Source organism: Stenotrophomonas sp. Ker107b (genome assembly GCF_053847245.1).
In genome coordinates, this window is sequence record NZ_JBSPHX010000001.1 from 837,183 (window position 1) to 862,159 (window position 24,977).

At 67.1% G+C, this 24,977-nt stretch carries 19 protein-coding genes; 11 read left to right on the forward strand and 8 right to left on the reverse strand.

Annotated features, from left to right (window positions below; all coding sequences use genetic code 11):
• Nucleotides 1–19: 19 nt before the first annotated feature.
• Nucleotides 20–1,279 (forward strand): enoyl-ACP reductase FabV, encoded by a 1,260-nt coding sequence (fabV, locus tag ACWV8V_RS04035; protein ID WP_455898991.1) that lies wholly within the window; start codon nucleotides 20–22, stop codon nucleotides 1,277–1,279.
• 149 nt (nucleotides 1,280–1,428) lie between these two features.
• Here the strand turns inward: fabV and ACWV8V_RS04040 are convergent, their stop codons facing one another.
• From ACWV8V_RS04040 to ACWV8V_RS04050, 3 genes are all read right to left on the reverse strand, one after another.
• Nucleotides 1,429–3,498: an EAL domain-containing protein gene (locus ACWV8V_RS04040; protein ID WP_455898992.1), complete on the reverse strand. Its 2,070-nt coding sequence runs from the start codon at nucleotides 3,496–3,498 to the stop codon at nucleotides 1,429–1,431.
• Between the two features lie 92 nt (nucleotides 3,499–3,590).
• Entirely contained in the window at nucleotides 3,591–4,775 is a 1,185-nt protein-coding gene (locus ACWV8V_RS04045; RefSeq protein WP_455898993.1) for an NAD(P)/FAD-dependent oxidoreductase, read from the reverse strand.
• Complete coding sequence (locus tag ACWV8V_RS04050; protein WP_123729025.1) at nucleotides 4,772–5,323, reverse strand: YaeQ family protein; 552 nt, start codon at nucleotides 5,321–5,323, stop codon at nucleotides 4,772–4,774. The genes ACWV8V_RS04045 and ACWV8V_RS04050 overlap by 4 nt, the downstream gene beginning before the upstream one ends.
• Before the next feature lie 41 nt (nucleotides 5,324–5,364).
• On the opposite strand from ACWV8V_RS04050, the gene ACWV8V_RS04055 reads away from it, so the two are divergent.
• Nucleotides 5,365–6,249 (forward strand): pseudouridine synthase, encoded by an 885-nt coding sequence (locus ACWV8V_RS04055; protein WP_455898994.1) that lies wholly within the window; start codon nucleotides 5,365–5,367, stop codon nucleotides 6,247–6,249.
• Between the two features lie 128 nt (nucleotides 6,250–6,377).
• Here ACWV8V_RS04055 and ACWV8V_RS04060 read toward each other — a convergent pair whose 3' ends face one another.
• A complete protein-coding gene (locus tag ACWV8V_RS04060; protein ID WP_455898995.1) occupies nucleotides 6,378–6,854 on the reverse strand; it encodes a YaiI/YqxD family protein in 477 nt (158 codons plus the stop codon).
• A 300-nt stretch (nucleotides 6,855–7,154) separates the two neighbouring features.
• Here ACWV8V_RS04060 and ACWV8V_RS04065 point away from each other — a divergent pair, with 300 nt between their 5' ends.
• From ACWV8V_RS04065 to ACWV8V_RS04080, 4 genes are all read left to right on the forward strand, one after another.
• Nucleotides 7,155–7,364: a cold-shock protein gene (locus tag ACWV8V_RS04065; RefSeq protein WP_017356920.1), complete on the forward strand. Its 210-nt coding sequence runs from the start codon at nucleotides 7,155–7,157 to the stop codon at nucleotides 7,362–7,364.
• Between the two features lie 161 nt (nucleotides 7,365–7,525).
• Complete coding sequence (locus tag ACWV8V_RS04070; RefSeq protein ID WP_259260414.1) at nucleotides 7,526–8,218, forward strand: glutathione S-transferase family protein; 693 nt, start codon at nucleotides 7,526–7,528, stop codon at nucleotides 8,216–8,218.
• A 37-nt stretch (nucleotides 8,219–8,255) separates the two neighbouring features.
• Nucleotides 8,256–9,821: a protein adenylyltransferase SelO gene (locus ACWV8V_RS04075; RefSeq protein WP_455898996.1), complete on the forward strand. Its 1,566-nt coding sequence runs from the start codon at nucleotides 8,256–8,258 to the stop codon at nucleotides 9,819–9,821.
• Between the two features lie 42 nt (nucleotides 9,822–9,863).
• The gene (locus ACWV8V_RS04080) at nucleotides 9,864–10,400 is read left to right on the forward strand and encodes an adenine phosphoribosyltransferase (protein WP_455898997.1); all 537 of its coding nucleotides are present in this window, start codon (nucleotides 9,864–9,866) and stop codon (nucleotides 10,398–10,400) included.
• 104 nt (nucleotides 10,401–10,504) lie between these two features.
• On the opposite strand, the gene dbpA is transcribed toward ACWV8V_RS04080, so the two are convergent.
• Complete coding sequence (gene dbpA, locus ACWV8V_RS04085) at nucleotides 10,505–11,887, reverse strand: ATP-dependent RNA helicase DbpA (protein ID WP_455898998.1); 1,383 nt, start codon at nucleotides 11,885–11,887, stop codon at nucleotides 10,505–10,507.
• A 33-nt stretch (nucleotides 11,888–11,920) separates the two neighbouring features.
• Nucleotides 11,921–12,997 carry a YeiH family protein gene (locus ACWV8V_RS04090; protein WP_455898999.1) on the reverse strand — a complete coding sequence of 359 codons (1,077 nt, stop codon included), beginning with the start codon at nucleotides 12,995–12,997 and terminating at the stop codon, nucleotides 11,921–11,923.
• Between the two features lie 104 nt (nucleotides 12,998–13,101).
• On the opposite strand from ACWV8V_RS04090, the gene ACWV8V_RS04095 reads away from it, so the two are divergent.
• Both ACWV8V_RS04095 and ACWV8V_RS04100 read left to right on the forward strand, forming a co-directional pair.
• The gene (locus tag ACWV8V_RS04095; RefSeq protein ID WP_455899000.1) at nucleotides 13,102–13,998 is read left to right on the forward strand and encodes a LysR family transcriptional regulator; all 897 of its coding nucleotides are present in this window, start codon (nucleotides 13,102–13,104) and stop codon (nucleotides 13,996–13,998) included.
• A 36-nt stretch (nucleotides 13,999–14,034) separates the two neighbouring features.
• Nucleotides 14,035–15,912 carry an ATP-binding cassette domain-containing protein gene (locus tag ACWV8V_RS04100; protein ID WP_455899001.1) on the forward strand — a complete coding sequence of 626 codons (1,878 nt, stop codon included), beginning with the start codon at nucleotides 14,035–14,037 and terminating at the stop codon, nucleotides 15,910–15,912.
• Between the two features lie 121 nt (nucleotides 15,913–16,033).
• Here the strand turns inward: ACWV8V_RS04100 and ACWV8V_RS04105 are convergent, their stop codons facing one another.
• Both ACWV8V_RS04105 and ACWV8V_RS04110 read right to left on the reverse strand, forming a co-directional pair.
• Nucleotides 16,034–16,495, reverse strand: a complete 462-nt coding sequence (locus ACWV8V_RS04105; protein ID WP_019183110.1) for a c-type cytochrome — start codon at nucleotides 16,493–16,495, stop codon at nucleotides 16,034–16,036.
• A gap of 8 nt (nucleotides 16,496–16,503) precedes the next feature.
• Complete coding sequence (locus ACWV8V_RS04110) at nucleotides 16,504–16,896, reverse strand: c-type cytochrome (protein ID WP_259260421.1); 393 nt, start codon at nucleotides 16,894–16,896, stop codon at nucleotides 16,504–16,506.
• 202 nt (nucleotides 16,897–17,098) lie between these two features.
• Between ACWV8V_RS04110 and ACWV8V_RS04115 the strand changes: the two genes are divergently transcribed.
• From ACWV8V_RS04115 to ACWV8V_RS04125, 3 genes are read left to right on the forward strand one after another with little or no spacing between them, the layout of a single operon-like run.
• The gene (locus ACWV8V_RS04115; protein WP_455899002.1) at nucleotides 17,099–18,244 is read left to right on the forward strand and encodes an efflux RND transporter periplasmic adaptor subunit; all 1,146 of its coding nucleotides are present in this window, start codon (nucleotides 17,099–17,101) and stop codon (nucleotides 18,242–18,244) included.
• Nucleotides 18,241–21,750, forward strand: a complete 3,510-nt coding sequence (locus ACWV8V_RS04120; RefSeq protein WP_455899003.1) for an efflux RND transporter permease subunit — start codon at nucleotides 18,241–18,243, stop codon at nucleotides 21,748–21,750. Before ACWV8V_RS04115 ends, ACWV8V_RS04120 begins: the two co-directional genes overlap by 4 nt.
• The gene (locus tag ACWV8V_RS04125; protein WP_455899004.1) at nucleotides 21,747–24,848 is read left to right on the forward strand and encodes an efflux RND transporter permease subunit; all 3,102 of its coding nucleotides are present in this window, start codon (nucleotides 21,747–21,749) and stop codon (nucleotides 24,846–24,848) included. Before ACWV8V_RS04120 ends, ACWV8V_RS04125 begins: the two co-directional genes overlap by 4 nt.
• The last annotated feature ends 129 nt before the right edge of the window (nucleotides 24,849–24,977 follow it).

The window sequence follows — 24,977 nt, forward strand, 5'->3', positions numbered from 1 at the left end:
AGTCCCCCTCGAGGTTTACATGGTCATCAAACCGCGTGTGCGCGGCTTCATCTGCGTCACCACCCATCCCGTCGGCTGCGATGCGGCCGTCAAGCAGCAGATCGATTACATCCAGTCCAAGCCGAAGATCGCCAACGGCCCGAAGAAGGTGCTGGTGCTTGGCGCCTCCACCGGCTACGGGCTGGCGGCGCGCATCACCGCCGCCTTCGGCAGTGATGCCGCCACGCTGGGCGTGTTCTTCGAGCGTCCGGGCACCGAGACCAAGCCCGGCACCGCCGGCTGGTACAACACCGCCGCGTTCCACAAGTACGCCGAGCAGGCCGGCCTGTACGCCAAGAGCGTCAATGGCGATGCCTTCTCCGATGAGGTCAAGGCCAAGGTCATCGAGCTGATCAAGCAGGACCTCGGCCAGGTCGACCAGGTGGTGTACAGCCTGGCCGCGCCGCGCCGCAAGCATCCCAAGACCGGTGAAGTGATCAGCTCCACGCTCAAGCCGATCGGTGCGCCGATCACGCTGCGCGGCCTGGATACCGACAAGGAAGTGATCACCGAGACCACGATCGAGCCGGCCAGCCCGGAAGAGATCGCCGGCACCGTTGCCGTGATGGGTGGCGAAGACTGGCAGATGTGGATCGATGCGCTGCTCGAGGCCGGTGTGCTGGCCGAGGGCGCGACCACCACGGCCTTCACGTACGTGGGTGAGGAAATCACCCAGGCGATCTACTGGAACGGCTCCATCGGCGCGGCCAAGAAGGATCTGGACGAGAAGGTCGTCGGCCTGCGCCAGAAGCTGGCCCCGATCGGTGGCGATGCGCGCGTGTCGGTGCTCAAGGCGGTGGTCACCCAGGCCAGCTCGGCGATTCCGACCATGCCGCTGTACCTGTCGCTGTTGTTCAAGGTGATGAAGGCCAAGGGCACGCATGAAGGCTGCATCGAGCAGCTCGATACGCTGTACGACATCCTCTATGGCGGCAAGGACGCAGGCATCGCAACCGAGCGCCTGCGCCACGATCTGGTCACCGATGGCGGCCGCAAGGTCGAGCTGATCGATGATGCCGGCCGCCTGCGCGCGGACTACAAGGAAATGGCGCCGGAGGTGCAGAGCGAAGTGGTCGCGCTGTGGCCGCAGGTGACCAACGAGAACCTGTACGAGATCAGCGATCTGGCCGGCTACAAGGCCGACTTCCTGCGTCTGTTCGGGTTCGGCGTGGAAGGCGTGGATTACGACGCCGATGTTGCCACCGACGTGAAGATTCCGAACCTGGTCGAGATGGCCTGACCGGAAGGAGGGATGCCGACCAACGGTCGGCATCCACCGGTGCGGTGCGTGCCCGGATGGCCGCGCGGCGCGTCCGTTGATGCCCGGGCGGTGCGGCCCCTGATGCGCGGGAGACGGCAGGTCACGACCGTGGGTCGTGACGCTTCCCCTCAGCTGAAATCGAAGTTCATCACCGGGCCGGCCGGGCCGACGAACTCACCCTGCACGTAATCCACGCCGGCGCTGAAGAGCAGGCTCATCGAGTTGGCATCGGCGACGAATTCGGCGATGGTCCGGATGTCGGCGGCCTGCGCACGCGCGGTGATCTCGCTGATCTTCTCGCTGTGCTCGCGGGTGCGGGCGAAGTCGGACGTGAAGTCGCGGTCCAGCTTGAGGAACTGCGGCTGGAAGTGCGCCAGCAGCTGGAACGAATCCAGTCCTGAGCCGAACTGCTCCAGACCGATCCGGCAGCCCAACGGGGCGACCGCGGCCAGGAACTGCTGGGCATTGCGCAGGTGGGTGAACACCTTGGCCTCCGGCGCGTGCAGCCACAGCTGTTCGCCCGGTACGCCCTGCGCCTCGAGTTCGCGGCGGAGCGTGGCGATCATCTGCGGGTCGTTGAACGACTCCGGGGTGATCTTGACCATCATGTGGGTGACATGGCCCTCGCGCTTGCGCGCGGCGAGCATGCCGATCGCGTGCGTGACCACCCAGCGGTTGATGTCGGCCAGCAGGCCATGGTCCTCGGCGATACCCAGGAACGCGTTCGGGCTGAGCAGCTCACCGTTGTGGTCCAGGCGCAGGTAGGCCTCGTACAACTCCAGCGCCTCGCCCTGCAGGCTGAGCACCGGCTGGTAGTGCAGCTGGAAGCCATCGCCGTCCAGTGCCTGCCGGATGCGGGTCACCCAGTGCTGGATGCGCTCTTCTTCCACGCGGTCCACCGCGGCCGGATCGAACACGCGGGTGGTGTTGCCCAGTTCCAGTGCGGCCTGGGTGCACTCGGTCGCGCGCGCCAACACCTGACCGATGCTCGCGATCTTCTCGCCCACCTGCACACCGCCCACGCTGACGGTCACGGTGGCCGAGCGCTCTCCGATGCTGAACACCTGCGCGGCGAAGGCCTCACGGATATGGTCGGCCAGGGCGACGGTCTGCGCGTAGGGGGCCTCGGTCAGCACGGCAAAGCTGTGCTCGCCGAAGCGGGCCACCTGTGCGGTGTCGCCAACCGATTGGGCCAGCACGCGGGCGAGGGCGCCGATCAGCGCATCGGCCGAGTCCAGCCCGATCTCCGGCAGCAGGCGCGCGTAATGGTCCGGCTCGATCAGCAGCAGGCCGAACTGGCCCTCGCTGCGGCCGGCCTGGGCCACCGCGTTTTCGACATGCAGCATGAAGGTCGGGCGGTTGAGCAGGCCGGTGACCTGATCGCGCTGGCGCAGATCCTCGACCTCGCGCGCCAGTTCCGGATCGAACTCCATGCGCCGGCGGAACACCACCTGCAGGCAGGATTCGCCCTCGTAGCTGGCCTGGGTGAACTCCATGGTCGCGGCGAACACGGCGCCGTCCTGGTTGCGCGCATCCACCTGGTACTGCGGCGGCGGCGCATCGCCCTTGCTCATGGATTTGAGCAGCTGCTTGAAACCGTCCACGTGCTGGGGGGCGACCATGTCCAGCAGCGAGATGCCTTCCACATCGTCGAAGGTCTCGTAGCCGAACATCTCCAGGTAGGCCTCGTTGGCCCGGATGTGCATGCCTTCGTGGATGTAGGCGATCGGGTCGCGCGAGGACGAGATCAGCGCATCGCAGCGGCGCTCGGTCTCGCGCATCTGCGCCTCGATCCGGCGCAGCCCGCGGCGCGCGTGCAGATCGATCCATTCGTTGCGGACCACCGCCAGCAGGTGCTCGGGGCGGTGGCGCAGGGCGATGGCGCGGATGCCGTTGGCGCCGGCCTCGACCCACTCGTTCTCATCGATCGATTCGGCCAGCAGGATCATCGGGATGTCCTTGCCGCTGGCCGCGATCTGCTGGGTCACCTGCAGCAGCGGGATGCTCTGCGCGGCGGCGACCAGCACCAGGTCGATCGGCTGGGTACCCAGTGCCTGGGCCAGTTCCTCGCTGTGCTGCGGGCGCATCGGGCGCACCGCGATGCCGCTGTTGCGCAGCGTGCTGACGATGGTCTCGGCGTTCTCGCCGCTGTCGTCCACGATCAGCAGGCGGACCGTCATGTCATTCGCGTTCTGCATTCACTACTCCCCGGACTGCAAACTTGATACACGATGCGTGTGACTACGTCCATGCGGCAAACGGTAGCCGATCACGGAACGCTGGTTCCGGCTCAGGCCACGCTGCCTGCGGCATGGCCACAGGCCCACGCCCACTGGAAGTTGTAGCCCCCCAGCCAGCCGGTCACGTCCAGCACCTCCCCAATGAAGTGCAGGCCGGGAACCAGTTGCGATTCAAAGGTACTGGAGGACACCTTGCGGGTGTCGACCCCGCCCAGCGTCACCTCGGCGGTACGGTAGCCCTCGGTGCCACTGGCCACCAGCGGGAAATTCTGCAGCAGTTCCGCGGCCTGGCGCAGCTGGGGCTCGTCGATCTGGCGCACCAGCCGGTCCGGCAGCCAGTGCTCGCACAGGCGCAGCGCCAACCGGCGCGGCAGCACCTCCGAGAGCACCGTGCGCAGCTCGGCGGCACCGCGCTCGGCCTTCATCCGGCGCAGCCACTCCAGCGCGTCCTGGCCCGGCAGCAGGTCCAGCCGCAGCTCATCGCCGGGCTGCCAGAAGGAGGAGATCTGCAGGATCGCCGGGCCGCTGATGCCGCGGTGGGTGATCAGCATGGAATTACGGAACTCGACCTCGTTGCAGCGCGCCGTGATCGGCAGCGCCACCCCGCTGAGATCGTTGAAGCGCTCCTGGTGCGTGCCGCTCAGGGTGAGCGGCACCAACCCGGCGCGGGTCGGCAGGACCTCATGGCCGAACTGGCGGGCCAGCTCGTAGCCGAAGCCGGTCGCGCCCATGCTCGGGATCGACAGGCCACCCGTGGCCACCACCAGCGAGGCGGCATGGAAGTGCCCCTGCGCGGTGTGCACGTGGAAGCCGTCCGCGCCGCGCTCCACCTTCTGCACCCCGCAGTCGGTGCGGATCTGCACCCCGGCGGCCTGGCATTCGTCCACCAGCATCTTCACGATCTGCTTGGAGGAGATGTCGCAGAACAGCTGGCCCAGCTCTTTCTCGTGATACGCGATGCCGTGCCGCTCCACCATCTCGATGAAATGCCACGGCGTATAGCGGGCCAGCGCGGATTTGCAGAAGTGCGGATTGGCCGACAGGAAGTTGGCCGCCGTGGTGCCGGTGTTGGTGAAGTTGCAGCGCCCGCCGCCGGACATCAGGATCTTCTTGCCCACCTTGTTGGCATGGTCGATCACCTGCACCAGGCGCCCGCGCCTGCCGGCGGTCATCGCACACATCAGTCCGGCAGCGCCGGCCCCGATGACCAGCACATCACAGCGGATCACACTCACGCCTGCGGCTTCTGCTTGCGCCAGGTGGGGATGACGCTGAGCTGCGCCTTGTCCGACGTCAACTGCACTTCGCCGTCCTGGATCTGCACGTCCCACTGCATCGTGCGTTCGATCTGCGCTCCCCATTCGGTGACGAACTCGCCCGGCAGGTCCATGACCTCCAGCGTGGACAGCTTCTTCAGCGCGGAGGCGTTGCGGTCCCACCAGATATCGGCGGCGCGGCCGCCGTAGGTGACCAGCTGCACCGCACGCGCGCGGCCGGCGGCCTTGCGCAGGCGCGACTCGTCGGGCTGGCCCAGTTCGATCCACAGCTCGACGTCACCGGTGTAATCGCGGCGCCACAGGTCCGGCTCGTCGTCCACGCTCAGGCCGCGGCCGAACTCCAGCCGGTCATCGGCGTTCAGGGCGAAGGTGAGCAGGCGCACCATCAGGCGGTCGTCGGTCTCGGACGGGTGCTGGGCCAGCGTCAGCGTATGGCTGGCGTAATAGCCGCGATCCATGTCGCTGATCTGCAGTTCGGCCTTGCGGATGGTGGCGGTGAGGGCCATGGGGATACCTGAAACAAAGAGCGCCATGATAATGGTTCGCCATGAGCCCGTCCGATCCGATCCTCGCTGCCCCCGCACCCAGCCGCCTGCAGTTGCCCCCCGGCGACTGGCCGAGCCTGCTGGACGGGCTGTGCGCGCGCTTTCCGCGCATCAACCGCGCGCAGTGGGCAGACCGCTTCGCCCGGGGGCGGGTGCAGGACGCGCAGGGCAGGGCGCTCGCGCCGGATCAGGCCTGGCAGGTGGGGCTGGAGATCGTGTATTTCCGTGAAGTGGCCGATGAGCCGGTGATTCCCTTCGCCGAGGCCATCGTCCACCAGGACGCGCACCTGCTGGTGGCCGACAAGCCGCACTTCCTGCCGGTCACGCCCGCCGGCGATTACGTGCGCGAGACGCTGCTGGCGCGGCTGGTGGCGCGCACTGGCAACCGCGACCTGGTGCCGCTGCACCGCCTGGACCGGCTGACCGCCGGGCTGGTGCTGTTCTCCACCCGGCCAGACAGCCGCGATGCCTACCAGCGCCTGTTCCGCGAGCGGCGCATTGAGAAGGTGTACGAAGCGCTGGCGCCGGGACTGCCCGAACTGCCGTTCCCATTGGAGCGGCAGACCCGCTTGGTCCCGGGAGAGCCGTTCTTCCGCATGGCCGAGGCGGCCGGCGAGCCCAATGCGCGGACCCGCATCGAGGTGATCGGCGGCACCGGACCGGTCTGGCGCTACCGACTGCACCCGGTGACCGGCCGCAAGCACCAGCTGCGCGTGCACATGGCGGGGCTGGGCGCGCCGATCCTGGGCGACGATCTGTACCCGGAGCTGCACGCGGATGCGCCGGCGGACGCGCCGCTGCAGCTGCTGGCCAAGGAATTGGCGTTCGATGACCCGTTGACCGGGGAGCGGCGCACGTTCACCAGCGGGTTGTCGCTTCACCTGTAGGGCCGGCCGCTGGCCGGCTGCCGGGGTGAGTGGTGGTCACCAAGCGCTACGGAGGAGCCGGCCGGCGGCCGGCACTACCGGGCCGCGACTCTCCGCCACGCCGGACCCTCGACCGGCCATCCGTCCGTTCATCTTGCCGAACGGTTGGCCAGCCAACGGTCCAGCTGCGCGGCGAAGGCCTGCTTGTCGCGCGCATGCAGCGGCGCAGGGCCACCCGTCTGGATACCGGAGCCGCGCAATTCCTCCATGAAATTGCGCATCGACAGCCGCTCGGCCATGTTGTTCGGGGTGTACAGGTCGCCGCGCGGGTTCAATGCGACGGCCTTCTTGTCCAACACCAAGGCCGCCAGCGGGATGTCCTGCGTGACGACCAGATCGCCTGGCTGGACCCGTTCGACGATCACGCTGTCGGCCACATCCAGGCCCGGTGGGACCTGGATCGCGCGGATGAAACGGGACGGAGGGGTCCGCAGCCAGTGGTTCGCGACCAGGGTCATCCCGATTCCGGCGCGCTCGGCGGCCCGGAACAGGATCTCCTTGATGACGGCCGGACAGGCGTCGGCGTCCACCCAGATGTGAACTTTAGGGGTCGGTACGTCAGTCATTTGGCTGATCTTAAGGTAGGAAAAATCTGAATAGGGGCCGCAATTTCGTGTAGGATCGCCCGACCCCTTGTCCTGTCAGGCGGGAAGGGGGGATGGCTGAATAAACCAGCTATCGCTTTTTCGGTAAAACACGAGTATCGTCACCCACACTGTGTTTGCTAGGGTCACCGTGAATCGTGGCCTGGTGCAGTTGATCTCACGATCTGCTCATCGATCCGCTTTACCAACGCCTGCAACTCAGTCTCGGCTCCGATACGCGGCGGCCGCGATTATTTCAACTATTGTTTCAGGAGTTAGTACATGTCTGATCGTCAGCAGGGCACCGTGAAGTGGTTCAACGACGCCAAGGGCTTCGGCTTCATCACCCCGGAAAGCGGCCCGGACCTCTTCGTGCATTTCCGCGCGATCCAGGGCACCGGCTTCAAGTCGCTGCAGGAAGGCCAGAAGGTGACGTTCGTCGCCGTGCAGGGCCAGAAGGGTATGCAGGCTGACCAGGTGCAGGCGGTCTAATCGACCCCCCGCAACCGTAAGGTCGCCTAAAACGCCGGAAGCGAAAGCTTCCGGCGTTTTTTATTGGGCGGCATTCGGCCATCGCCACCGCAGCACACGTTGAAGACGTCATCGTGCCGGTAGCCCGGTTACGATGCCGCTTTGACCCTGCGGAACCCTCGATGATCAAGGTGCACCATCTGGACCACTCGCGCTCGCTGCGCGTGTTGTGGATGCTCGAAGAACTGGGCCTGCCGTACCAGGTCGTCAACTACCAGCGCGATCCGAAGACCTGGCTGGCACCGCAAGCGCTGCGCGACGTGCACCCGCTGGGCAAGTCGCCGGTGCTGCAGGACGACGCGCTGGTCCTGGCCGAATCCGGCGCGATCCTGGAATACCTCGCCGACCGCTACGACAGCGGCCGCCAGCTCTCCCCCGAGCCGATGCCGGCCCAGGCGCCCGAACGCGTGCGTTACCGCTACTGGATGCACTATGCCGAAGGCTCGGCGATGCCGCCGCTGGTGATGACCCTGGTGTTTTCGCGGCTGCGCAACGCGCCGATGCCGTTCTTCGCCAAGCCGATCGCGCGCTCCATTGCCGACAAGGCGCTGAACGGCTTCGTGCGTCCTCAGGTGAAGCTGCACATGGACTGGATGGAACGCGAGCTCGGCCAGGCGCCGTGGTTTGCCGGTGAACGCTTCACCGCGGCCGATATCCAGATGAGTTTCCCGATCCAGGCCGCCGCCGCGCGCGGTGGCGACATGGCCGCCTACCCACGGCTGCAGGCGTACCTGGCCCGGATCGAGCAGCGCCCGGCGTACCAGCGTGCGGTGGAGCGCGGCGGCCCGTTGAACCTCGGCGGCGGTTCGCGCTGAACTTGCGGGGCAGCCGGTCTGCCCCCATTTCATGCCTATGAATACCCAGCCCCTGCGTTTCGACAACCGTTTCATCCGTGACCTGCCCGGCGACCCGGAAACCGGCCCGCGCGTGCGGGAGGTGCGCGAGGCCGCGTGGTCCTCGGTGATGCCGACGCCGGTCGCCGCGCCACAGCTGCTGGCGTACTCACCTGAGGTGGCCACGCTGCTGGGCATGGGCGAGGACCTGATCGAGAGCGAGGATTTCGCGCGGGTGTTCGGCGGCAATGCGCTGTATGCCGGGATGGCACCGTGGGCGGCCAACTACGGTGGCCATCAGTTCGGCCATTGGGCGGGGCAGCTCGGCGATGGCCGTGCGATCTCGCTGGGCGAGCTGCTCACCCCGGACGGGGCGCACTGGGAGCTGCAGTTGAAGGGCGCCGGGCGCACACCGTACTCGCGGGGCGCCGACGGGCGTGCGGTGCTGCGCTCGTCCATCCGCGAGTTCCTGTGCAGTGAAGCGATGCATCACCTTGGCGTGCCGACCACGCGCGCGCTGAGTCTGGTCGGCACCGGTGATGCCGTCGTGCGCGACATGTTCTACGACGGTCACCCCGAGGCCGAACCCGGCGCGATCGTGTGTCGCGTCGCGCCGTCGTTCATCCGCTTCGGCAGCTTCGAACTGCCGGCCTCGCGCGGTGACACGACGTTGCTGCGGCAGTTGGCCGATGTCTGCATCGCGCGCGATTTTCCTGCGCTGGCAGAGGCGGGCGAGGCGCGCCATGCACGCTGGTTCGCCGAGATCTGCGAACGCACCGCGGTGCTGGTTGCGCACTGGATGCGCGTCGGCTTCGTGCACGGGGTGATGAACACCGACAACCTCTCCATTCTCGGGCTCACCATCGATTACGGTCCATATGGCTGGGTCGAGGATTACGATCCCGAGTGGACCCCCAACACCACCGACGCGCAGGGCCGACGCTATCGTTTCGGCACGCAGCCGCAGGTGGCGTACTGGAATCTCACCCGGCTGGCGCAGGCCTTGGCACCGCTGTTCGAGGATGTCACCCCGCTGCATGACGGGCTGGCGCGTTTCCAGCAGGTGCACGCGGACTGCGAGCGCGCCGATATCGCTGCGAAACTGGGGCTGGACACCTGCCGCGATGACGATGTGGCGTTGATGGCGGCGTGGCTGGAGATTCTGCACGAGGGCGAGATGGACATGACCCTGGCCTTCCGTGGGCTGATGGCGCTCGATCCTGCATCGCCTTCCGTGGTGGTGCTGGAGGAGGCGTTCTACAGCCCGGCCCGTCGCGACGCAGTGCTGCCGTCGCTGCAGGCATGGCTGCAGCAGTACGCGCTGCGCCTGCGCGGCGATGGCCTGAGTGCACAGGCGCGTCAGCAGCAGATGGGCCGCGCCAATCCGGTCTACGTGCTGCGCAACTGGCTCGCCCAAGAGGCCATCGAACAGGCGGAGCAGGGCGACCTGAGCGGCGTGCATACGCTGCTGGAGGTGCTGCGGCGGCCGTATGAAGCGCAGCCGGGGCGCGAACACTTCGCGGCCAAGCGACCCGAGTGGGCGCGGGTGAAGGCCGGCTGCTCGATGCTGTCCTGCAGCTCGTAAGCGCCTCGGTTACCCTATGCCACCCCGTTCGTTCCCAGACCCATGACCGAGTCTTCCGCCACGCCCGCCTGGGCCGGCCGCCTGCGCGACATCGCCGATTTCCCCAAGCCGGGCATCCTGTTCAAGGACATCATGCCGCTGCTCGCCGACGGCCCGGATTTCGCGGCCGCCATCGATGCGATGGTCGCGCCCTGGCGCGATGCCGATCTGCAGGCGGTGATGGGGATCGAGTCGCGCGGCTTCATCCTCGGCGCGGCCATGGCGCGGGTGCTGGGCGTGGGCTTCGTGCCGGTGCGCAAGCCGGGCAAGCTGCCGGGCAAAGTGCTGCGCCAGGATTACACCCTGGAATACCGCACCGACAGCATCGAAGTGCACGCCGATGCCTTGCCGGCCGGCGCACGCGTGCTGGTGATCGATGATGTGCTCGCCACGGGCGGTACCCTGCTGGCGGCGTTGTCGCTGGCCCGCCAACTGCAGGTCGAGGTGGTCGGTGCGGCCGTGCTGGTGGAACTGGCCGGCCTCGGTGGCCGCGACCGCTGGACGAGTGACGTCCCGCTGCTGGCCAATCTGGTCTATTGACCCGGGAATCCGCGCGGGCCTACCGCCCCCGGTAGTGCCGGCCGCTGGCCGGCACCTCAAACGCCGCGACGAACGTGCAGCCGACCAACGGTCGGCTCTACCGCTCAGACATCCATCTTGCGGACGCGGAACCGGCGGCCCTTGATCTTGCCCGCTTCCAGCTGGGCGATCGCCCGGCCGGCATGTTCGCGCGCAATGGCCACATACGAACGCGTGGCGTAGATGTCGATCTTGCCGATGTACTTGGCCGCCAGCCCGGCATCGCCGGTCAGTGCGCCGAGGATGTCGCCCGGGCGCAGCTTGTCGGTCTTGCCGCCATCGATGCGCAGCGTGGTCATCGCGGCCTGCGGCAGCACCGGCGGGCGTGCGGTGGCCAGCGGCGTCTTCTGCCAGTCCAGCGGCTTGCCCTGTGCCAGTTCCAGCGCATCGGCGCGGTTGCGCTCGCGGTGCGTCACCAGGCTGATGGCCAGGCCCGTGGCACCGGCGCGGCCGGTACGGCCAACGCGATGCTCATAGGTTTCGATATCGGTCGGCAGCTCGTAATTGATCACCGCAGCCAGATCCTGCACATCCAGGCCACGCGCGGCCACGTCGCTGGCGACCAGTACGTTGCAGCTGCGGTTGGCGAAGCGCACCAGCACTTCGTCGCGGTCGCGCTGTTCCATCTCGCCGTGCAGCGGCAGCGCAGAGAACCCGAACTGCTGCAGCGAAATGGCGACATCGTCGACATCGCGGCGGGTGTTGCAGAACACCACGGCCGATTCCGGCGTGTACTTGAGCAGCAGGCCGGCCAGCGCCTTCTGCTTCAGTGCCAGCTCGGTCTCGCAGAACAGGTGGCGGATCGCCGGCGCGTGATCGGCGCCTTCCACGGTCACTTCCACCGGGTCACGCAGCAGCACGCGGGCGATCTCGCGGATCTCATCCGGGAAGGTGGCCGAGAACAGCAGCGTCTGGCGGTCCTTGCTGGTGCGCCCGGCGATCTCGCGGATCGGCTCTTCAAAGCCCATGTCCAGCATGCGGTCGGCTTCGTCCAGCACCAGGGTGGTCACACCGCCCAGGTGCAGCACGCGCTTGCGGCCCAGTTCCTGGATGCGCCCGGGGGTGCCGACCACGACCTGCGGGTCGTGTGCTTCCAGCGAGGCCAACTGCGGGCCCAGCGGCATGCCGCCGGTCAGCACCAGCAGTTTCAGGTTCGGAATGCCGGTGGCCAGCTTGCGGATCTGCTTGCCGACCTGGTCGGCCAGCTCGCGGGTCGGGCACAGCACCAGCGCCTGGGCGCGGGTCACCGATGGGTCCAGCGCCTGCAGCAGGCCCAGGCCGAACGCGGCGGTCTTGCCGCTGCCGGTCGGGGCCTGTGCGATGACATCGCGGCGCTCGAGGATGGCCGGCAGGCTCTGGGCCTGCACGGGGGTGAGCGAGGTATAGCCCATGGCATCGATGCCGGGCAGCAGCGCTGGTTTCAGCGGCAGGGAGGAGAATTCAGACATGCGGTAGTGTCGCAGAAGTCCGCCCGGCGTGCCTCAGCCGAGCAGCGCGTGCACGCCCAGGTTGATCCCCAACCCGCCTGCCAACAGCCAGCCGAACAGCAGCAGCGCCAGCAACAGCGGCTTCATCCCGGCCCTGCGCAGCGCCGAGGCATGCGTGGTCAGACCGAGCGCGGCCATCGCCATCGCCAGCAGCACGGTGTCCAGATCGATCGCCGCACTGACGATGGCGGCCGGCAGCACCTGCAGCGAATTGAGCCCGGCCACCGCGACGAAGCCGAACGCGAACCAGGGCACCACGATCCTGGCGCGCTGGCCGGGCGCCCCCGGCGTACCACCGCGTGCCAGCAGCATCGACAGCCCGATCAGGAACGGTGCCAGCATCATCACCCGCACCATCTTGGCGATCACGGCGGTGTCGGCGGCAGACTCGCTCACGGCGCGGCCGGCGGCGACTACCTGGGCGACCTCGTGCACCGTCGAGCCGGTGAACACGCCGTAGGCCTGTGCGGTCATCGGGAGCCACCCGTGCGCGAGGTTGAGCTGGTACAGCAGCGGGTACAGGAACATCGCGAGGGTGCCGAACACTACGACAGTGGACACGGCCACGGTCACCTGTTCGGCGCGCCCGCGCACCACCGGCTCGGCCGCCATCACCGCCGCCGCACCGCAGATCGAGCTGCCCGCGCCGATCAGCAGGGCGCTCTCCTTGTCGAGGCCGAACCACCGCGTGCCGGCCCACCAGGCCAACGCGAAGGTGCTGGTCAGCACCAGCGCATCGATCAGCACCCCGCCGACACCGACCTGGCCGATATCCTGAAAGGTCAGGCGCAGGCCGTACAGCACGATGCCCGCCCGCAGCAGCCAGTGCTTGGAAAAGCCGACCCCGGCGCTGGCATGGGCCGCCAGCCGCAGGTAAACGATATTGCCCACCGCGATGCCGAGCACGATGGCCAGGGTCAGCGCGCTGATGCCGTGTGCCTGCAGCCACGGCAGCGGCGCCAGTCCCATGGCCGCGGCCGCAACGGCGCCGGTCAGCAGCAGCCCGGGCAGGCGGCCGCGCCAGCGCTGCGCGGTCGTGGGTGAGGGCTGGGCGGCGGCAGAGGTGTTCACAAGGGTCTCCAGTCAAAGCACGGCCGTAGCCTGCGCGTCGCTGATGAACCTGTAAAACGCATTGTTCGTGTCAATTCGACCTGTTTAGTGCGTTAATTGGCGTCATGCACCTCACCCTCCGCCAATGGCAGGTTTTCGTGTCGATTGCCGACGAAGGCACCACGGCCGCGGCGGGCGCGCAGCTGGCGTTGTCGCAGTCGGCCACCAGCGCCGCGCTCAACGAACTGGAAAGCCAGCTGGCCAGCCCGCTGTTCGACCGGATCGGGCGCCGGCTGGTGCTCAACCCGCAGGGGCGGGCGCTGCTGGATCCGGCCCGCGCGCTGCTGGTCGCCGCCGCCGATCTGGAGCGGCTGGCCGGCGTCGGGCAGTCCAACGCCGGCGTCTTGCCTCTGCTGCTGCGGCTCGGGGCCAGCACCACGATCGGCAACTACCTGCTGCCATCCCGCGTTGCCGCGCTGCTGGCCGATAACCCGCAGGCGCAGGTGGACCTGCGGATCGGCAACAGCGCGGACGTGGTCGCGGCCGTACAGCGCCTGGAGGTCGATCTGGGCCTGATTGAAGGCCCGTGCCATGAAAGCGGCCTGCAGGTGCTGCCGTGGCAGCGCGATGATCTGGTCATCGTGGCCGCGCCGGGAACGACGCCCACGAGCATGGATGTCGCGGCGCTGGCGCAGGCCCGCTGGCTGCTGCGTGAACCGGGTTCGGGCACCCGCGAGGCGGTCGAGCAGGCGCTGCTGCCGCACCTGCATCACTTTGCCCGCGCCATGCAGCTGGGCAGCACCGAGGCGATCAAACAGGCCGCGGCGGCCGGGCTGGGCCTGGCCTGCCTGTCGCGGCATGCGGTGGCCGACCTGCTCGCGCTGGGCAGCTTGAGCGTCGTGGAAACGCCGGTGCCGCCGATGTCGCGCCAGCTGTGGGTGGTACGCCATCCGGGCAAACGGGTGCCCGCGGCGCTGTGGGCGCTGCTGGGGCTGCCTGCGGAGGCGTTCGGTCAGGAGTAAGCGACGCCGCGCACCGCCAGACCGTACAATGGTCGGATGCCTCTGATTACTCTGCAAAACGTCGACTTCAGCGTCGGCGGCCCCCTGTTGCTGGAAAAAGCCGAACTGTCGATCGAGCCGGGCGAGCGTATCGCCCTGATCGGGCGCAACGGCGCCGGCAAATCGACCCTGCTCAAACTGCTGTCCGGCGATCACAAGCCCGATGACGGCGAAGTCCGCGTGCAGCAGGGGGTGCGCATCACCCGCCTGGAACAGGAGGTCCCGCACGGTGCCGCCGGCAGCGTGTTCGACGTGGTCGCCGATGGCCTGGGCGAACTGGGTCAGTGGCTGGCCGAGTTCCACCACCTGAGCATGGCCGAGGATTTCGACGGCGATGCGCTCTCGGCCGTGCAGGCCAAGATCGATGCCGCCAACGGCTGGGGCCTGGATCAGCGCGTCAGCGAAACCCTGACCAAGCTCGACCTGGATGGCGATGCCGAATTCGCGCGCCTGTCCGGCGGCATGAAGCGCCGCGTGCTGCTCGGCCGCGCGCTGGTGTCCTCGCCGGATCTGCTGCTGCTCGACGAACCGACCAACCACCTGGACATCGAAGCCATCGACTGGCTCGAAATGTTCCTCAAGAACTGGAACGGCAGCGTGGTGTTCGTCACCCATGACCGTCGCTTCCTGCGTGCACTGGCCACTCGCATCGTCGAGATCGACCGCGGCCAGGTCACCAGCTGGCCGGGCGACTGGGCCAACTACGAACGCCGCCGCGAAGAGCGCATGAACGCGCAGGCGCAGGAAAACGCGCGCTTCGACAAACTGCTCGCGCAGGAAGAAATCTGGATCCGCCAGGGCATCAAGGCCCGCCGCACCCGCGACGAAGGCCGTGTGCGCCGCCTCAAGGCCATGCGCAACGATCGCTCGCAGCGCCGCGAACTCGGCGGCAACGTGCGCATGGAAGCGGCGCAGGCGGAGAACTCCGGCAAGAAGGTCATCGACGTCAAGGACATCTCGTTCGCCTTCGGCGAGCGCGTGATGGTCAAGGATTTCAGTACCGTGATCCTGCGCGGCGACCGCATCGGCCTGATCGGGCCGAACGGCAGCGGCAAGACCACGCTGCTCAAGCTGCTGCTGGGCGACCTGCAGCCGCAGAGCGGCGAAGTGCGCGCCGGTACCAACCTGCAGATCGCGTATTTCGACCAGTACCGTGCGGTGCTGCGCGAAGACTGGACCGCGATCGAAAACGTGGCCGAGGGCCGCGATTTCATCGAGTTCAACGGCAAGCGCAAGCACGTGCATGCCTACCTGCAGGACTTCCTGTTCTCGCCCGAGCGCGCCCGCGCGCCGATCACCCGTTTGTCCGGTGGTGAGCGCAACCGCCTGCTGCTGGCCAAGCTGTTCGCGCAGCCGTCCAACCTGCTGGTGATGGATGAGCCGACCAACGATCTGGACGTGGAAACCCTCGAGCTGCTCGAAGAGCTGCTGAGCGATTACACCGGCACCTTGCTGCTGGTCAGCCATGACCGTGACTTCCTGGACAACGTGGTGACCTCCACGATGGTGATGGAAGGCGATGGCGTGGTCGGCGAGTACGTGGGCGGCTATACCGATTGGCAGCGCCACGCCGCACGCGTGGCCGCCGCGGCGGCGTCCGCGCCCGTGGTGTCCGCCAAGCCGGTTGCTGCGGCCGCTGCCGCGCCGGCCGAGCCCAAGCGCAAGCTGAGCTACAAGGACGCGCGCGAGCTGGAACAGCTGCCGCTGAAGATCGAAACGCTGGAGAAGGACGTCGAAGGCCTCACCGCCGCGATGAACGACCCGGCGTTCTATCAGCGCAGTGCGCCCGACATGGCCGCGCACAATGCGAAGCTCGCCAAGGTGCAGGCCGAGCTGGATGCCGCGTACGCGCGCTGGGAAGAGCTGGACGCCTGATCCAGCGATCGGGCAGGGGCAGCCACGCATGGCGTGGCTCTACCCCCGAACACCGCGGCAAACGGTAGAGCCACGCCATGCGTGGCTGATGGCAGCCGACCAACGGTCGGCTCTACCGCCGTCACTTCAAGCCGTGCAGATCCCGCAGCTGGGTCGGCCGTGAGCCGAAATACGCAGCCAGATCGGCGATGTCCTGATCGCTCAGGTCGGTCGCCTGCGGGGTCATCAGCGCGTGCTGGCGATCCCCCGCGCGGTAGGCCTGCAGGCTGTGCGCCAGGTAATCCCCGTACTGCCCACCCAGTTTCGGATAGGTCGGGTCGATCGGCTTGTTGCCGTCCGCCCCGTGGCAGTCGATGCAGCTCTGGCCGGTGGCTTTGCCCTTGACCTGGGCACGCGCCTCACCGGCGGCGATGCGGCCGGCCGGCAGGCCGGCGGAGGAGCCGGACCCGTGTTCACCACTGGCGTGGCCCGGATCGGCGGCGGAATCTGCGCTGTTCTCCACCTGTGACTGCGAACACGCAGTCATCAGCAGGGCAACGGACAGGGCGATGGCGTAACGCTGGAGTGGCGTGGCTTTCGACATGAGCGCGCTTATTTGACGGTGGACAGGTAAACAGCGAGATCGGCGATCTCCTGTTCGCTGAAACTCATCGACTGCGCCTGCATCGTCGGATGCTTGCGCTTGCCGTGGCGGTACTCGGTCAGCGCCTGGCTGAGGTACTCACGGGTCTGCCCGCCGATCTTGGGCACTTTGTAGCTGGGGTAGGCGTTCTTGTACCCGGTGATGCCGTGGCACCCCTGGCACGTGTAGGCCAGGACCCGGCCATTGTCGAACCGGCCGGTGACGGCGGCGGGCGCCGGCGCGGTGGCGGCCGGAGCGGTGGGGACGGGCACTGCTGGAGCAGGTGTTGCGGCCTGTGCGGCGGCCCCGAGGGGCAGGAGGACGGCCAGAACGAGACAAGCGGCGAGCGGCTGCGGGCGCATGATGTCCTTTTCCGATAAACGGGTCTGGTCGTTCCGGCGTGGGGTACGGAACTGGGCCGAGTATAGCCTGCCATTTCATCTAGCTGAAACCGGGCGGGAAGCCATCGCCGCAGGTCACCATGACCTTTGGGATATGGTGTAGTCGTGACGTGGTGCATTACTTTGCTACCACACCTGCCCACGCATCCTTAGGGACACGACGATGTCGCGACATTCTTTCCTGCTCGGCCGCACCGGACGCTGTGCCGCTGCATTGCTGATCACCTCCACCCTGCTGCTGAGCGGCTGCGGTGGCGCCGGCCCCGCCGAAGCCAACGCCGCTGAAAAGGACGGCAAGGCCGAGAAGAAGGTCGATGCGGTACCGGTCGAAGCCGTTGCCGCCAGCCATCGCGCCGTCGCCGCCAGCTACACCGGCACGGCCGCACTGGAGCCGCGGGGGGAGTCGCAGGTGGTCGCCAAGACCTCCGGCGTCGCGCTGGCGGTGCTGGTCGAAGAGGGCCAGCAGGTGCGTGCGGGGCAGCCGCTGGTGCGGCTGGATCCGGACCGTGCGCGCCTGGCCGTTGCCCAGAGCGAAGCGCAGATGCGCAAGCTGGAGAACAATTACCAGCGCGCCCAGAAGCTGATTGGCCAGCAGATGGTCAGTGCCTCGGACGTCGACCAGATCAAGTACGACCTGGAGAACGCCCGCGCGCAGTACCGCCTGGCCACGCTGGAGCTTTCCTACACCACGGTGATCGCACCGATCTCGGGGGTGATCGCCTCGCGCTCGATCAAGACCGGCAACTTCGTGCAGATCAACACGCCGATCTTCCGCATTGTCGACAACTCGCGCCTGGAAGCCACGCTCAATGTCCCCGAGCGCGAGCTGGCCACGCTGCGTCCCGGCCAGCCGGTCACGCTGATCGCCGACGCGCTGCCGGGCAAGACTTTCCCGGGCACGGTGGATCGCATCTCGCCGGTGGTCGATGCCGGCAGCGGTACGTTCCGCGTGGTCAGCGGGTTCGGCGAAGATGCTGAAGGCCTGCAGCCGGGCATGTTCGGCCGCATCCGCATCGACTACGACCAGCGTGCCGATGCTCTGGTGGTGCCGCGCATCGCATTGCTCGACGATGGCGAGCCGGCGGTGTTCCGCGTGCGCGAGGGCAAGGCCGCGCGCGTGCCGGTCAAGCTCGGCTATGCCGAAGGCCCGTGGGTGGAAATCCGCGAGGGCTTGGCCGCCGGTGACCAGGTGGTCACTGCCGGCAAGGTGGCGCTGCGTGACGGCACCGCGGTGCAGGTGATCGGCGCCAAGCCGGCCGCCACTGCCGTCGCCAAACCGGTGCCGGCCAAGGCGGAGAGCCGTCAATGACAGCGGACGGCAACGACCACGGCAAGGATCCGCACCAGGGCGAGCGCCCGGGTGCCCATGGCGGCGGCCTGGTGGAATTCGCCACCCGCCGCCGCGTCACCATCGCGATGTTCACCGTCACGCTGATGCTGTTCGGGTTCATCGCGTTGGGCAATCTCAAGGTCAATCTGTTGCCCGACCTGAGCTACCCGACCCTGACCGTGCGCACCGAATACACCGGTGCAGCGCCGGCGGAAATCGAAACGCTGATCACCGAACCGGTTGAAGAAGCCGTCGGCGTGGTCAAGAACCTGCGCAAGCTCAAATCGATCTCGCGTACCGGCCAGAGCGATGTCGTGCTCGAGTTCGCCTGGGGCACCAACATGGACCAGGCCAGCCTGGAGGTGCGCGACAAGATGGAAGCGCTGAACCTGCCGCTGGAGGCGAAATCGCCCGTGCTGCTGCGCTTCAATCCGTCCACCGAACCGATCATGCGCCTGGTGATCTCGGCCAAAACCGATCCTTCCAGCGATGCCGAGGCCGTGCGCCAGCTCACCGAGCTGCGCCGCTACGCCGATGAAGACCTGAAGAAGAAACTGGAGCCGGTCACCGGCGTGGCGGCGGTCAAGGTGGGCGGCGGTCTGGAGGATGAAATCCAGGTCGACATCGACCAGCAGAAGCTGGCCCAGCTCAACCTGCCGATCGACACCGTCATCAAGCGGCTCAAGGAAGAGAACATCAACATCTCCGGCGGTCGCCTGGAGGAGGGCTCGCAGCGTTACCTGGTGCGTACCGTCAACCAGTTCGCTGATCTGGAGGACATCCGCAACCTGCTGGTGACCACCCAGAGCAGCAACGGCAGTGCCGCCGATGCAGCGATGCAGCAGATGTTCGCCATCGCCGCGTCAACCGGCTCGGATGCCGCCATCGCGGCCGCCTCTGCTGCGCAGAGCGCGTCCAGCAGCAGCTCCACCAACATCGCCAATGGCGTGCCGGTACGGCTGAAAGATGTCGCCACCGTGCGCCAGGGGTACAAGGAACGCGAAGCGATCATCCGTCTGGGCGGCAAGGAAGCGGTCGAGCTGGCGATCTACAAGGAGGGCGATGCCAACACGGTCTCGACCGCCGAGGCGCTGCGTGCGCGTCTGGAGCAGATCAAGAGCCAAGTGCCTGGCGATGCCGAACTGACCACGATCGAAGACCAGTCGCGCTTCATCGAACATGCCATCAGCGACGTCAAGAAAGACGCGGTGATCGGCGGCATCCTCGCCATCCTGATCATCTTCTTGTTCCTGCGCGACGGCTGGAGCACGTTCGTGATCAGCCTGTCGCTGCCGGTCTCGATCATCACCACGTTCTTCTTCATGGGCCAACTCGGCCTGAGCTTGAACGTGATGTCGCTGGGCGGTCTGGCGCTGGCTACCGGCCTGGTGGTGGATGACTCGATCGTGGTTCTGGAGAGCATCGCCAAGGCGCGCGAGCGTGGCCTGAGCGTTCTGCAGGCCGCGATTGAAGGCACCCGTGAAGTGAGCATGGCCGTGGTCGCCTCGACCCTGACCACCATCGCGGTGTTCCTGCCGCTGGTGTTCGTGGACGGCATCGCCGGCCAGCTGTTCCGCGACCAGGCGCTGACCGTGGCGATCGCGATCGCCATCTCGCTGCTGGTCGCGATGACCCTGATTCCGATGCTGAGCTCGCTCAAGGGCCGCCCGCCGCTGGCCTTCCCGGAAGAACCCGCGCATCAGCCGTGGCAGCCGGACAGCCGCTGGCTGAAGCCGGTCGCCGGCAGCCGTCGCGGCGTGGGCACGCTGGTGCGCTGGATCTGCTTCGGGATGGCCTGGTCGGTGATCCGCGTCTGGCGCGGTCTGGTGGCCGTGGTCGGCCCAGTGATGCGCAAAGCCAGCGATGTGGCGATGAAGCCGTACGCCGGTGCCGAGCGCGGTTACCTGAAGCTGCTGCCGGGCGCGCTGCATCACCCGGGCAAAGTGCTGGGTCTGGCCGCGCTGGCGTTCGTCGGGACGATGGCGCTGGTGCCGATGCTGGGTGCGGATCTGATCCCGCAGCTGGCCCAGGACCGCTTCGAAATGACCGCCAAGCTGCCGGCCGGCACGCCGCTGAAGCAGACCGATGCGCTGGTCCGCGAGATGCAGCTGGCCCATGCCAAGGACGACAGCATCGCCTCGCTGTACGGCGTCAGTGGCAGCGGCACCCGCCTGGATGCCAGCCCGACCGAGAGTGGCGAGAACATCGGCAAGCTGACCGTGGTGATGGCCGGTGGCGGCAACGCCCGCACCGAAGCGGCGATCACCGAGCGTCTGCGTGAGTCGATGCAGCAGCACCCTGGCGTGCAGGTCGATTTCGCCCGCCCGGCGCTCTTCAGCTTCTCCACCCCGCTGGAAGTGGAACTGCGCGGCCAGGACATGGCCACGCTGGAAACGGCCGGCAAGGCGCTGGCTGCGATGCTGCGCAACAACCCGCACTACGCCGACGTCAAATCCACGGTGGAAGAGGGCTTCCCGGAGATCCAGATCCGCTTCGACCAGGAGCGCGCCGGTGCCTTGGGCCTGACCACGCGCCAGATCGCCGATGTAGTGGTCAAGAAGGTGCGCGGTGACGTGGCCACGCGCTACAGCTTCCGCGACCGCAAGATCGACGTGCTGGTGCGGGCCCAGGAAGGTGACCGGGCCAGCGTGGACAGCATCCGCCGCCTGATCGTCAATCCGGGCAGCAACCGGCCGGTGACGCTGGATTCGGTGGCCGAGGTGGTGGCCACCAACGGCCCGAGCGAGATCCATCGCGCCGACCAGACCCGCGTGGCGGTGGTCTCGGCCAACCTGCGCGACATCGACCTGGGCGGTGCCGTGCGTGAAGTGCAGGACATGGTCGCCAAGCAGCCGCTGGGTGCGGGTGTGGGCATGCACATCGGCGGGCAGGGTGAGGAGCTGGCCGATTCGGCGCGCTCGCTGATCTTCGCCTTCGGCCTGGCGATCTTCCTGGTCTACCTGGTCATGGCCTCGCAGTTCGAATCGCTGCTGCACCCGTTCGTCATCCTGTTCACCATCCCGCTGGCCCTGGTCGGCGCGATCCTGGCGCTGATGCTGACCGGCAAGCCGATTTCGGTGGTGGTGTTCATCGGGTTGATTCTGCTGGTGGGGTTGGTGACCAAGAACGCGATCATCCTGATCGACAAGGTCAACCAGCTGCGCGAGGCCGGTGTGCCCAAGCGCGAGGCACTGGTGGAAGGCGCACGTTCCCGTCTGCGCCCGATCATCATGACCACGCTGTGCACGCTGTTCGGCTTCCTGCCGCTGGCGGTGGCCATGGGCGAGGGCGCCGAAGTGCGCGCGCCGATGGCGATCACCGTGATCGGCGGCCTGCTGGTCTCCACGCTGCTGACGCTGGTGGTGATCCCGGTGGTGTACGACCTGTTGGATCGTCGTGGCGATGCCTACTACCGCGAGCGCGGGCGCCACCTCAAGACGCGCGTGTCCGGGACGGACCCTGACGCTGCACAGGAGCCGGCATGAGCATTGCCGAGTTCTCCATCCGCCGGCCCATCACCACGATCATGTGTTTTGTATCGTTGGCGGTGGTGGGCCTGATCGCCTCGTTCCGGCTGCCGTTGGAGGCGTTGCCGGACATCTCCGCGCCGTTCCTGTTCGTGCAGGTGCCGTATACCGGGTCCACCCCGGAGGAGGTCGAGCGCAACATCATCCGGCCGACCGAAGAAGCGCTGGCGACAATGACCGGGATCAAGCGCATGCGCTCCTCGGCCACCTCCGAAGGCGCCAGCATCTTCATCGAGTTCACCGACTGGGATCGCGACATCGCCATCGCGGCGTCGGATGCCCGCGAGCGCATCGATGCGATCCGCAGCGACCTGCCTGACGACCTGCAGCGTTACAACGTGTTCAAGTGGTCCAGCAGCGACGACCCGGTGCTGAAGGTGCGCCTGGCCAGTGCCACCGACCTGACCGGTGCGTACGACATGCTCGACCGCGAGTTCAAGCGGCGCATCGAGCGCATCCCGGGCGTGGCGCGGGTCAACATCTCCGGCGCGCCACCGAACGAGGTCGAGATCGCGATCAGCCCGGACCGGTTGACCGCGCACAACCTGAGCATCAACGAGCTCAGCGACCGCCTGCGTACCCTGAACTTCTCGATCTCGGCCGGACAGATCGACGACAACGGCCAACGCGTGCGGATCCAGCCGGTGGGCGAGATCACCGACCTGCAGGAACTGCGCGATCTGGTGATCGATACGAAGGGCCTGCGGCTGGGTGACATCGCCGAGATCCGGCTCAAGCCCACCCGCATGAACTACGGCCGCCGCCTGGACGGCAACCCGGCCGTGGGCCTGGATATCTTCAAGGAGCGCAGCGCCAACCTGGTGGAAGTCTCGCGTGCCGCGCTGGCTGAGGTGGAGGCGATCCGCAAGCAGCCTTCGATGCGTGATGTGCAGATCAAAGTGATCGACAACCAGGGCAAGATGGTCACGTCCTCGCTGCTGGAGCTGGCCGAGGCCGGTGCGGTGGGCCTGCTGTTGTCGGTCACGGTGCTGTTCTTCTTCCTGCGCCACTGGCCGTCCACGCTGATGGTGACCCTGGCGATCCCGATCTGTTTCGTGATCACGCTGGGCTTCATGTACTTCGCTGGTGTCACCCTCAACATCCTGACCATGATGGGCCTGCTGCTGGCGGTCGGCATGCTGGTGGACAATGCCGTGGTGGTGGTGGAAAGCATCTACCAGGAACGCGAGCGCATGCCCGACCAGCCGCGGCTGGCCTCGATCATCGGCACCCGCAACGTGGCCATCGCGCTGAGCGCCGGCACCCTGTGCCACTGCATCGTGTTCGTGCCGAACCTGTTCGGTGAGACCAACAACATCAGCATCTTCATGGCGCAGATCGCGATCACGATCTCGGTCTCGCTGCTGGCCTCCTGGCTGGTCGCGGTGAGCCTGATCCCGATGCTGTCGGCGCGCATGCAGACGCCCAAGCTGGTGCATTCGGAGACGGGCGTGATCGCCCGCCTGCAGCGCCGCTATGCCAAGGTCCTGCAGTGGACGCTGGAGCACCGTGGCTGGAGCGTGTTCGGCATCGTGATGGTGGTGCTGATCAGCCTGGTGCCCATGAAGCTGACCAAGATCGACATGTTCGGTGGCGAGGGCGGCCACGAGGTGTTCATCGGCTACAACTGGAAGGGGGCTTACACCTTCGGCCAGATGTCCGAGGAAGTGGCGCGCGTCGAACGCTACCTGGACGACAACCGCCAGGCCCTGCACATCAGCCAGGTGTATTCCTGGTACAGCGAGCAGGAAGGCAGCAGCACGATCGTGACCTTCGATACCGCACATGCCAAGAACATGCCGGCCGTGCAGGAAGCACTGCGCAAGGGGCTGCCGCGCTCGGCGCGTGCCGATTACGTGGTCGGCAACTCGGGCGACGGCGGCGGCAGCGGCGGTGGCAACAACCAGGTGCAGGTGCAGCTGGTCGGTGACTCGACCAAGATGCTGCAGGAGATCGGCGAGGAAGTCGTGCCGTTGCTGGCCCAGCGCAAGGAACTGCGCGATGTGCGCATCGACAACGGCGAGAAGGGCAGCGAGCTGTCCATCCATGTGGACCGCGAGCGCGCGGCCGCCTTCGGCTTCAATGCCGAGCAGGTCGCCAGCTTCGTCGGCCTGGCCCTGCGTGGCGCGCCGCTGCGCGAGTTCCGCCGCGGTGACAGCGAAGTGCCGGTATGGGTACGTTTCGCCGGTGCCGAGCAGAGCAGCCCGGAAGATCTGGCCAGCTACACCGTGCGCACCGGTGACGGTCGTTCGGTGCCGCTGCTGAGCCTGGTGGATGTGGCGATCAAGCCCTCGGCCACGCAGATCGGTCGCACCAATCGGCAGACGACACTGACCATCAAGGCCAACCTGGCCGAGAAGGTGACCGTGCCGGAAGGGCGCAAGGCCATGGAGGAGATGCTCAAGCCGATGAGTTTCCCGGCCGGCTACACCTTCAGCTTCGACGGTGGCGACTACGGCGACGACGACCAGGCGATGTCGCAGATGATGTTCAATCTGGTGATCGCGCTGGTGATGATCTACGTCGTGATGGCGGCCGTGTTCGAATCGCTGCTGTTCCCGGCGGCGATCATGAGCGGCGTGCTGTTCTCGATCTTCGGGGTGTTCTGGCTGTTCTGGATCACCGGCACCTCGTTCGGGATCATGTCCTTCATCGGCATCCTGGTGTTGATGGGCGTGGTGGTGAACAACGGCATCGTGATGATCGAGCACATCAACAACCTGCGCCGCCGTGGGATGGGGCGGACCCAGGCCCTGGTGGAGGGCTCACGCGAGCGCCTGCGCCCGATCATGATGACGATGGGCACCGCGATCCTGGCGATGATCCCGATCTCCCTGACCGACACCCAGCTGCTCGGCAACGGCCCGCCGTACTACCCGATGGCCCGCGCCATCGCCGGTGGCCTGGCGTTCTCCACGGTGGTCAGTCTGCTGTTCCTGCCGACCATCTACGCCATGCTCGATGACATGAGTACGGCGGTGTCGCGGATCATCCAGCGCGCGCGTGGCCGCGGCGTGGATGCTCCGGTGGTCGAGCCGGGTGCGGAATCGGTTTGAGGGTGCGGGGAGGTCCGTTGGGCGGGCCTCCTTTTTTCGCGGACCGCATCCACGCATGGCGGTAGTGCCGGCCAGGGGCCGGCACTACCCGCGGCTCCACATTCGTGCACAAAAAAGGCCACGCATTGC

What these genes read in the sequence shown, in the direction of transcription:
- ACWV8V_RS04120 (WP_455899003.1), top strand. Translation starts at nt 18,241, where the DNA reads ATGACAGCGGACGGCAACGACCACGGCAAGGATCCGCACCAGGGCGAG.
- ACWV8V_RS04050 (WP_123729025.1), bottom strand. Translation starts at nt 5,323, where the DNA reads ATGGCCCTCACCGCCACCATCCGCAAGGCCGAACTGCAGATCAGCGAC.
- ACWV8V_RS04065 (WP_017356920.1), top strand. Translation starts at nt 7,155, where the DNA reads ATGTCTGATCGTCAGCAGGGCACCGTGAAGTGGTTCAACGACGCCAAG.
- ACWV8V_RS04095 (WP_455899000.1), top strand. Translation starts at nt 13,102, where the DNA reads ATGCACCTCACCCTCCGCCAATGGCAGGTTTTCGTGTCGATTGCCGAC.
- ACWV8V_RS04115 (WP_455899002.1), top strand. Translation starts at nt 17,099, where the DNA reads ATGTCGCGACATTCTTTCCTGCTCGGCCGCACCGGACGCTGTGCCGCT.
- fabV (WP_455898991.1), top strand. Translation starts at nt 20, where the DNA reads ATGGTCATCAAACCGCGTGTGCGCGGCTTCATCTGCGTCACCACCCAT.
- ACWV8V_RS04070 (WP_259260414.1), top strand. Translation starts at nt 7,526, where the DNA reads ATGATCAAGGTGCACCATCTGGACCACTCGCGCTCGCTGCGCGTGTTG.
- ACWV8V_RS04055 (WP_455898994.1), top strand. Translation starts at nt 5,365, where the DNA reads ATGAGCCCGTCCGATCCGATCCTCGCTGCCCCCGCACCCAGCCGCCTG.
- dbpA (WP_455898998.1), bottom strand. Translation starts at nt 11,887, where the DNA reads ATGTCTGAATTCTCCTCCCTGCCGCTGAAACCAGCGCTGCTGCCCGGC.
- ACWV8V_RS04110 (WP_259260421.1), bottom strand. Translation starts at nt 16,896, where the DNA reads ATGCGCCCGCAGCCGCTCGCCGCTTGTCTCGTTCTGGCCGTCCTCCTG.
- ACWV8V_RS04105 (WP_019183110.1), bottom strand. Translation starts at nt 16,495, where the DNA reads ATGTCGAAAGCCACGCCACTCCAGCGTTACGCCATCGCCCTGTCCGTT.
- ACWV8V_RS04125 (WP_455899004.1), top strand. Translation starts at nt 21,747, where the DNA reads ATGAGCATTGCCGAGTTCTCCATCCGCCGGCCCATCACCACGATCATG.
- ACWV8V_RS04080 (WP_455898997.1), top strand. Translation starts at nt 9,864, where the DNA reads ATGACCGAGTCTTCCGCCACGCCCGCCTGGGCCGGCCGCCTGCGCGAC.
- ACWV8V_RS04100 (WP_455899001.1), top strand. Translation starts at nt 14,035, where the DNA reads ATGCCTCTGATTACTCTGCAAAACGTCGACTTCAGCGTCGGCGGCCCC.
- ACWV8V_RS04040 (WP_455898992.1), bottom strand. Translation starts at nt 3,498, where the DNA reads ATGCAGAACGCGAATGACATGACGGTCCGCCTGCTGATCGTGGACGAC.
- ACWV8V_RS04075 (WP_455898996.1), top strand. Translation starts at nt 8,256, where the DNA reads ATGAATACCCAGCCCCTGCGTTTCGACAACCGTTTCATCCGTGACCTG.
- ACWV8V_RS04060 (WP_455898995.1), bottom strand. Translation starts at nt 6,854, where the DNA reads ATGACTGACGTACCGACCCCTAAAGTTCACATCTGGGTGGACGCCGAC.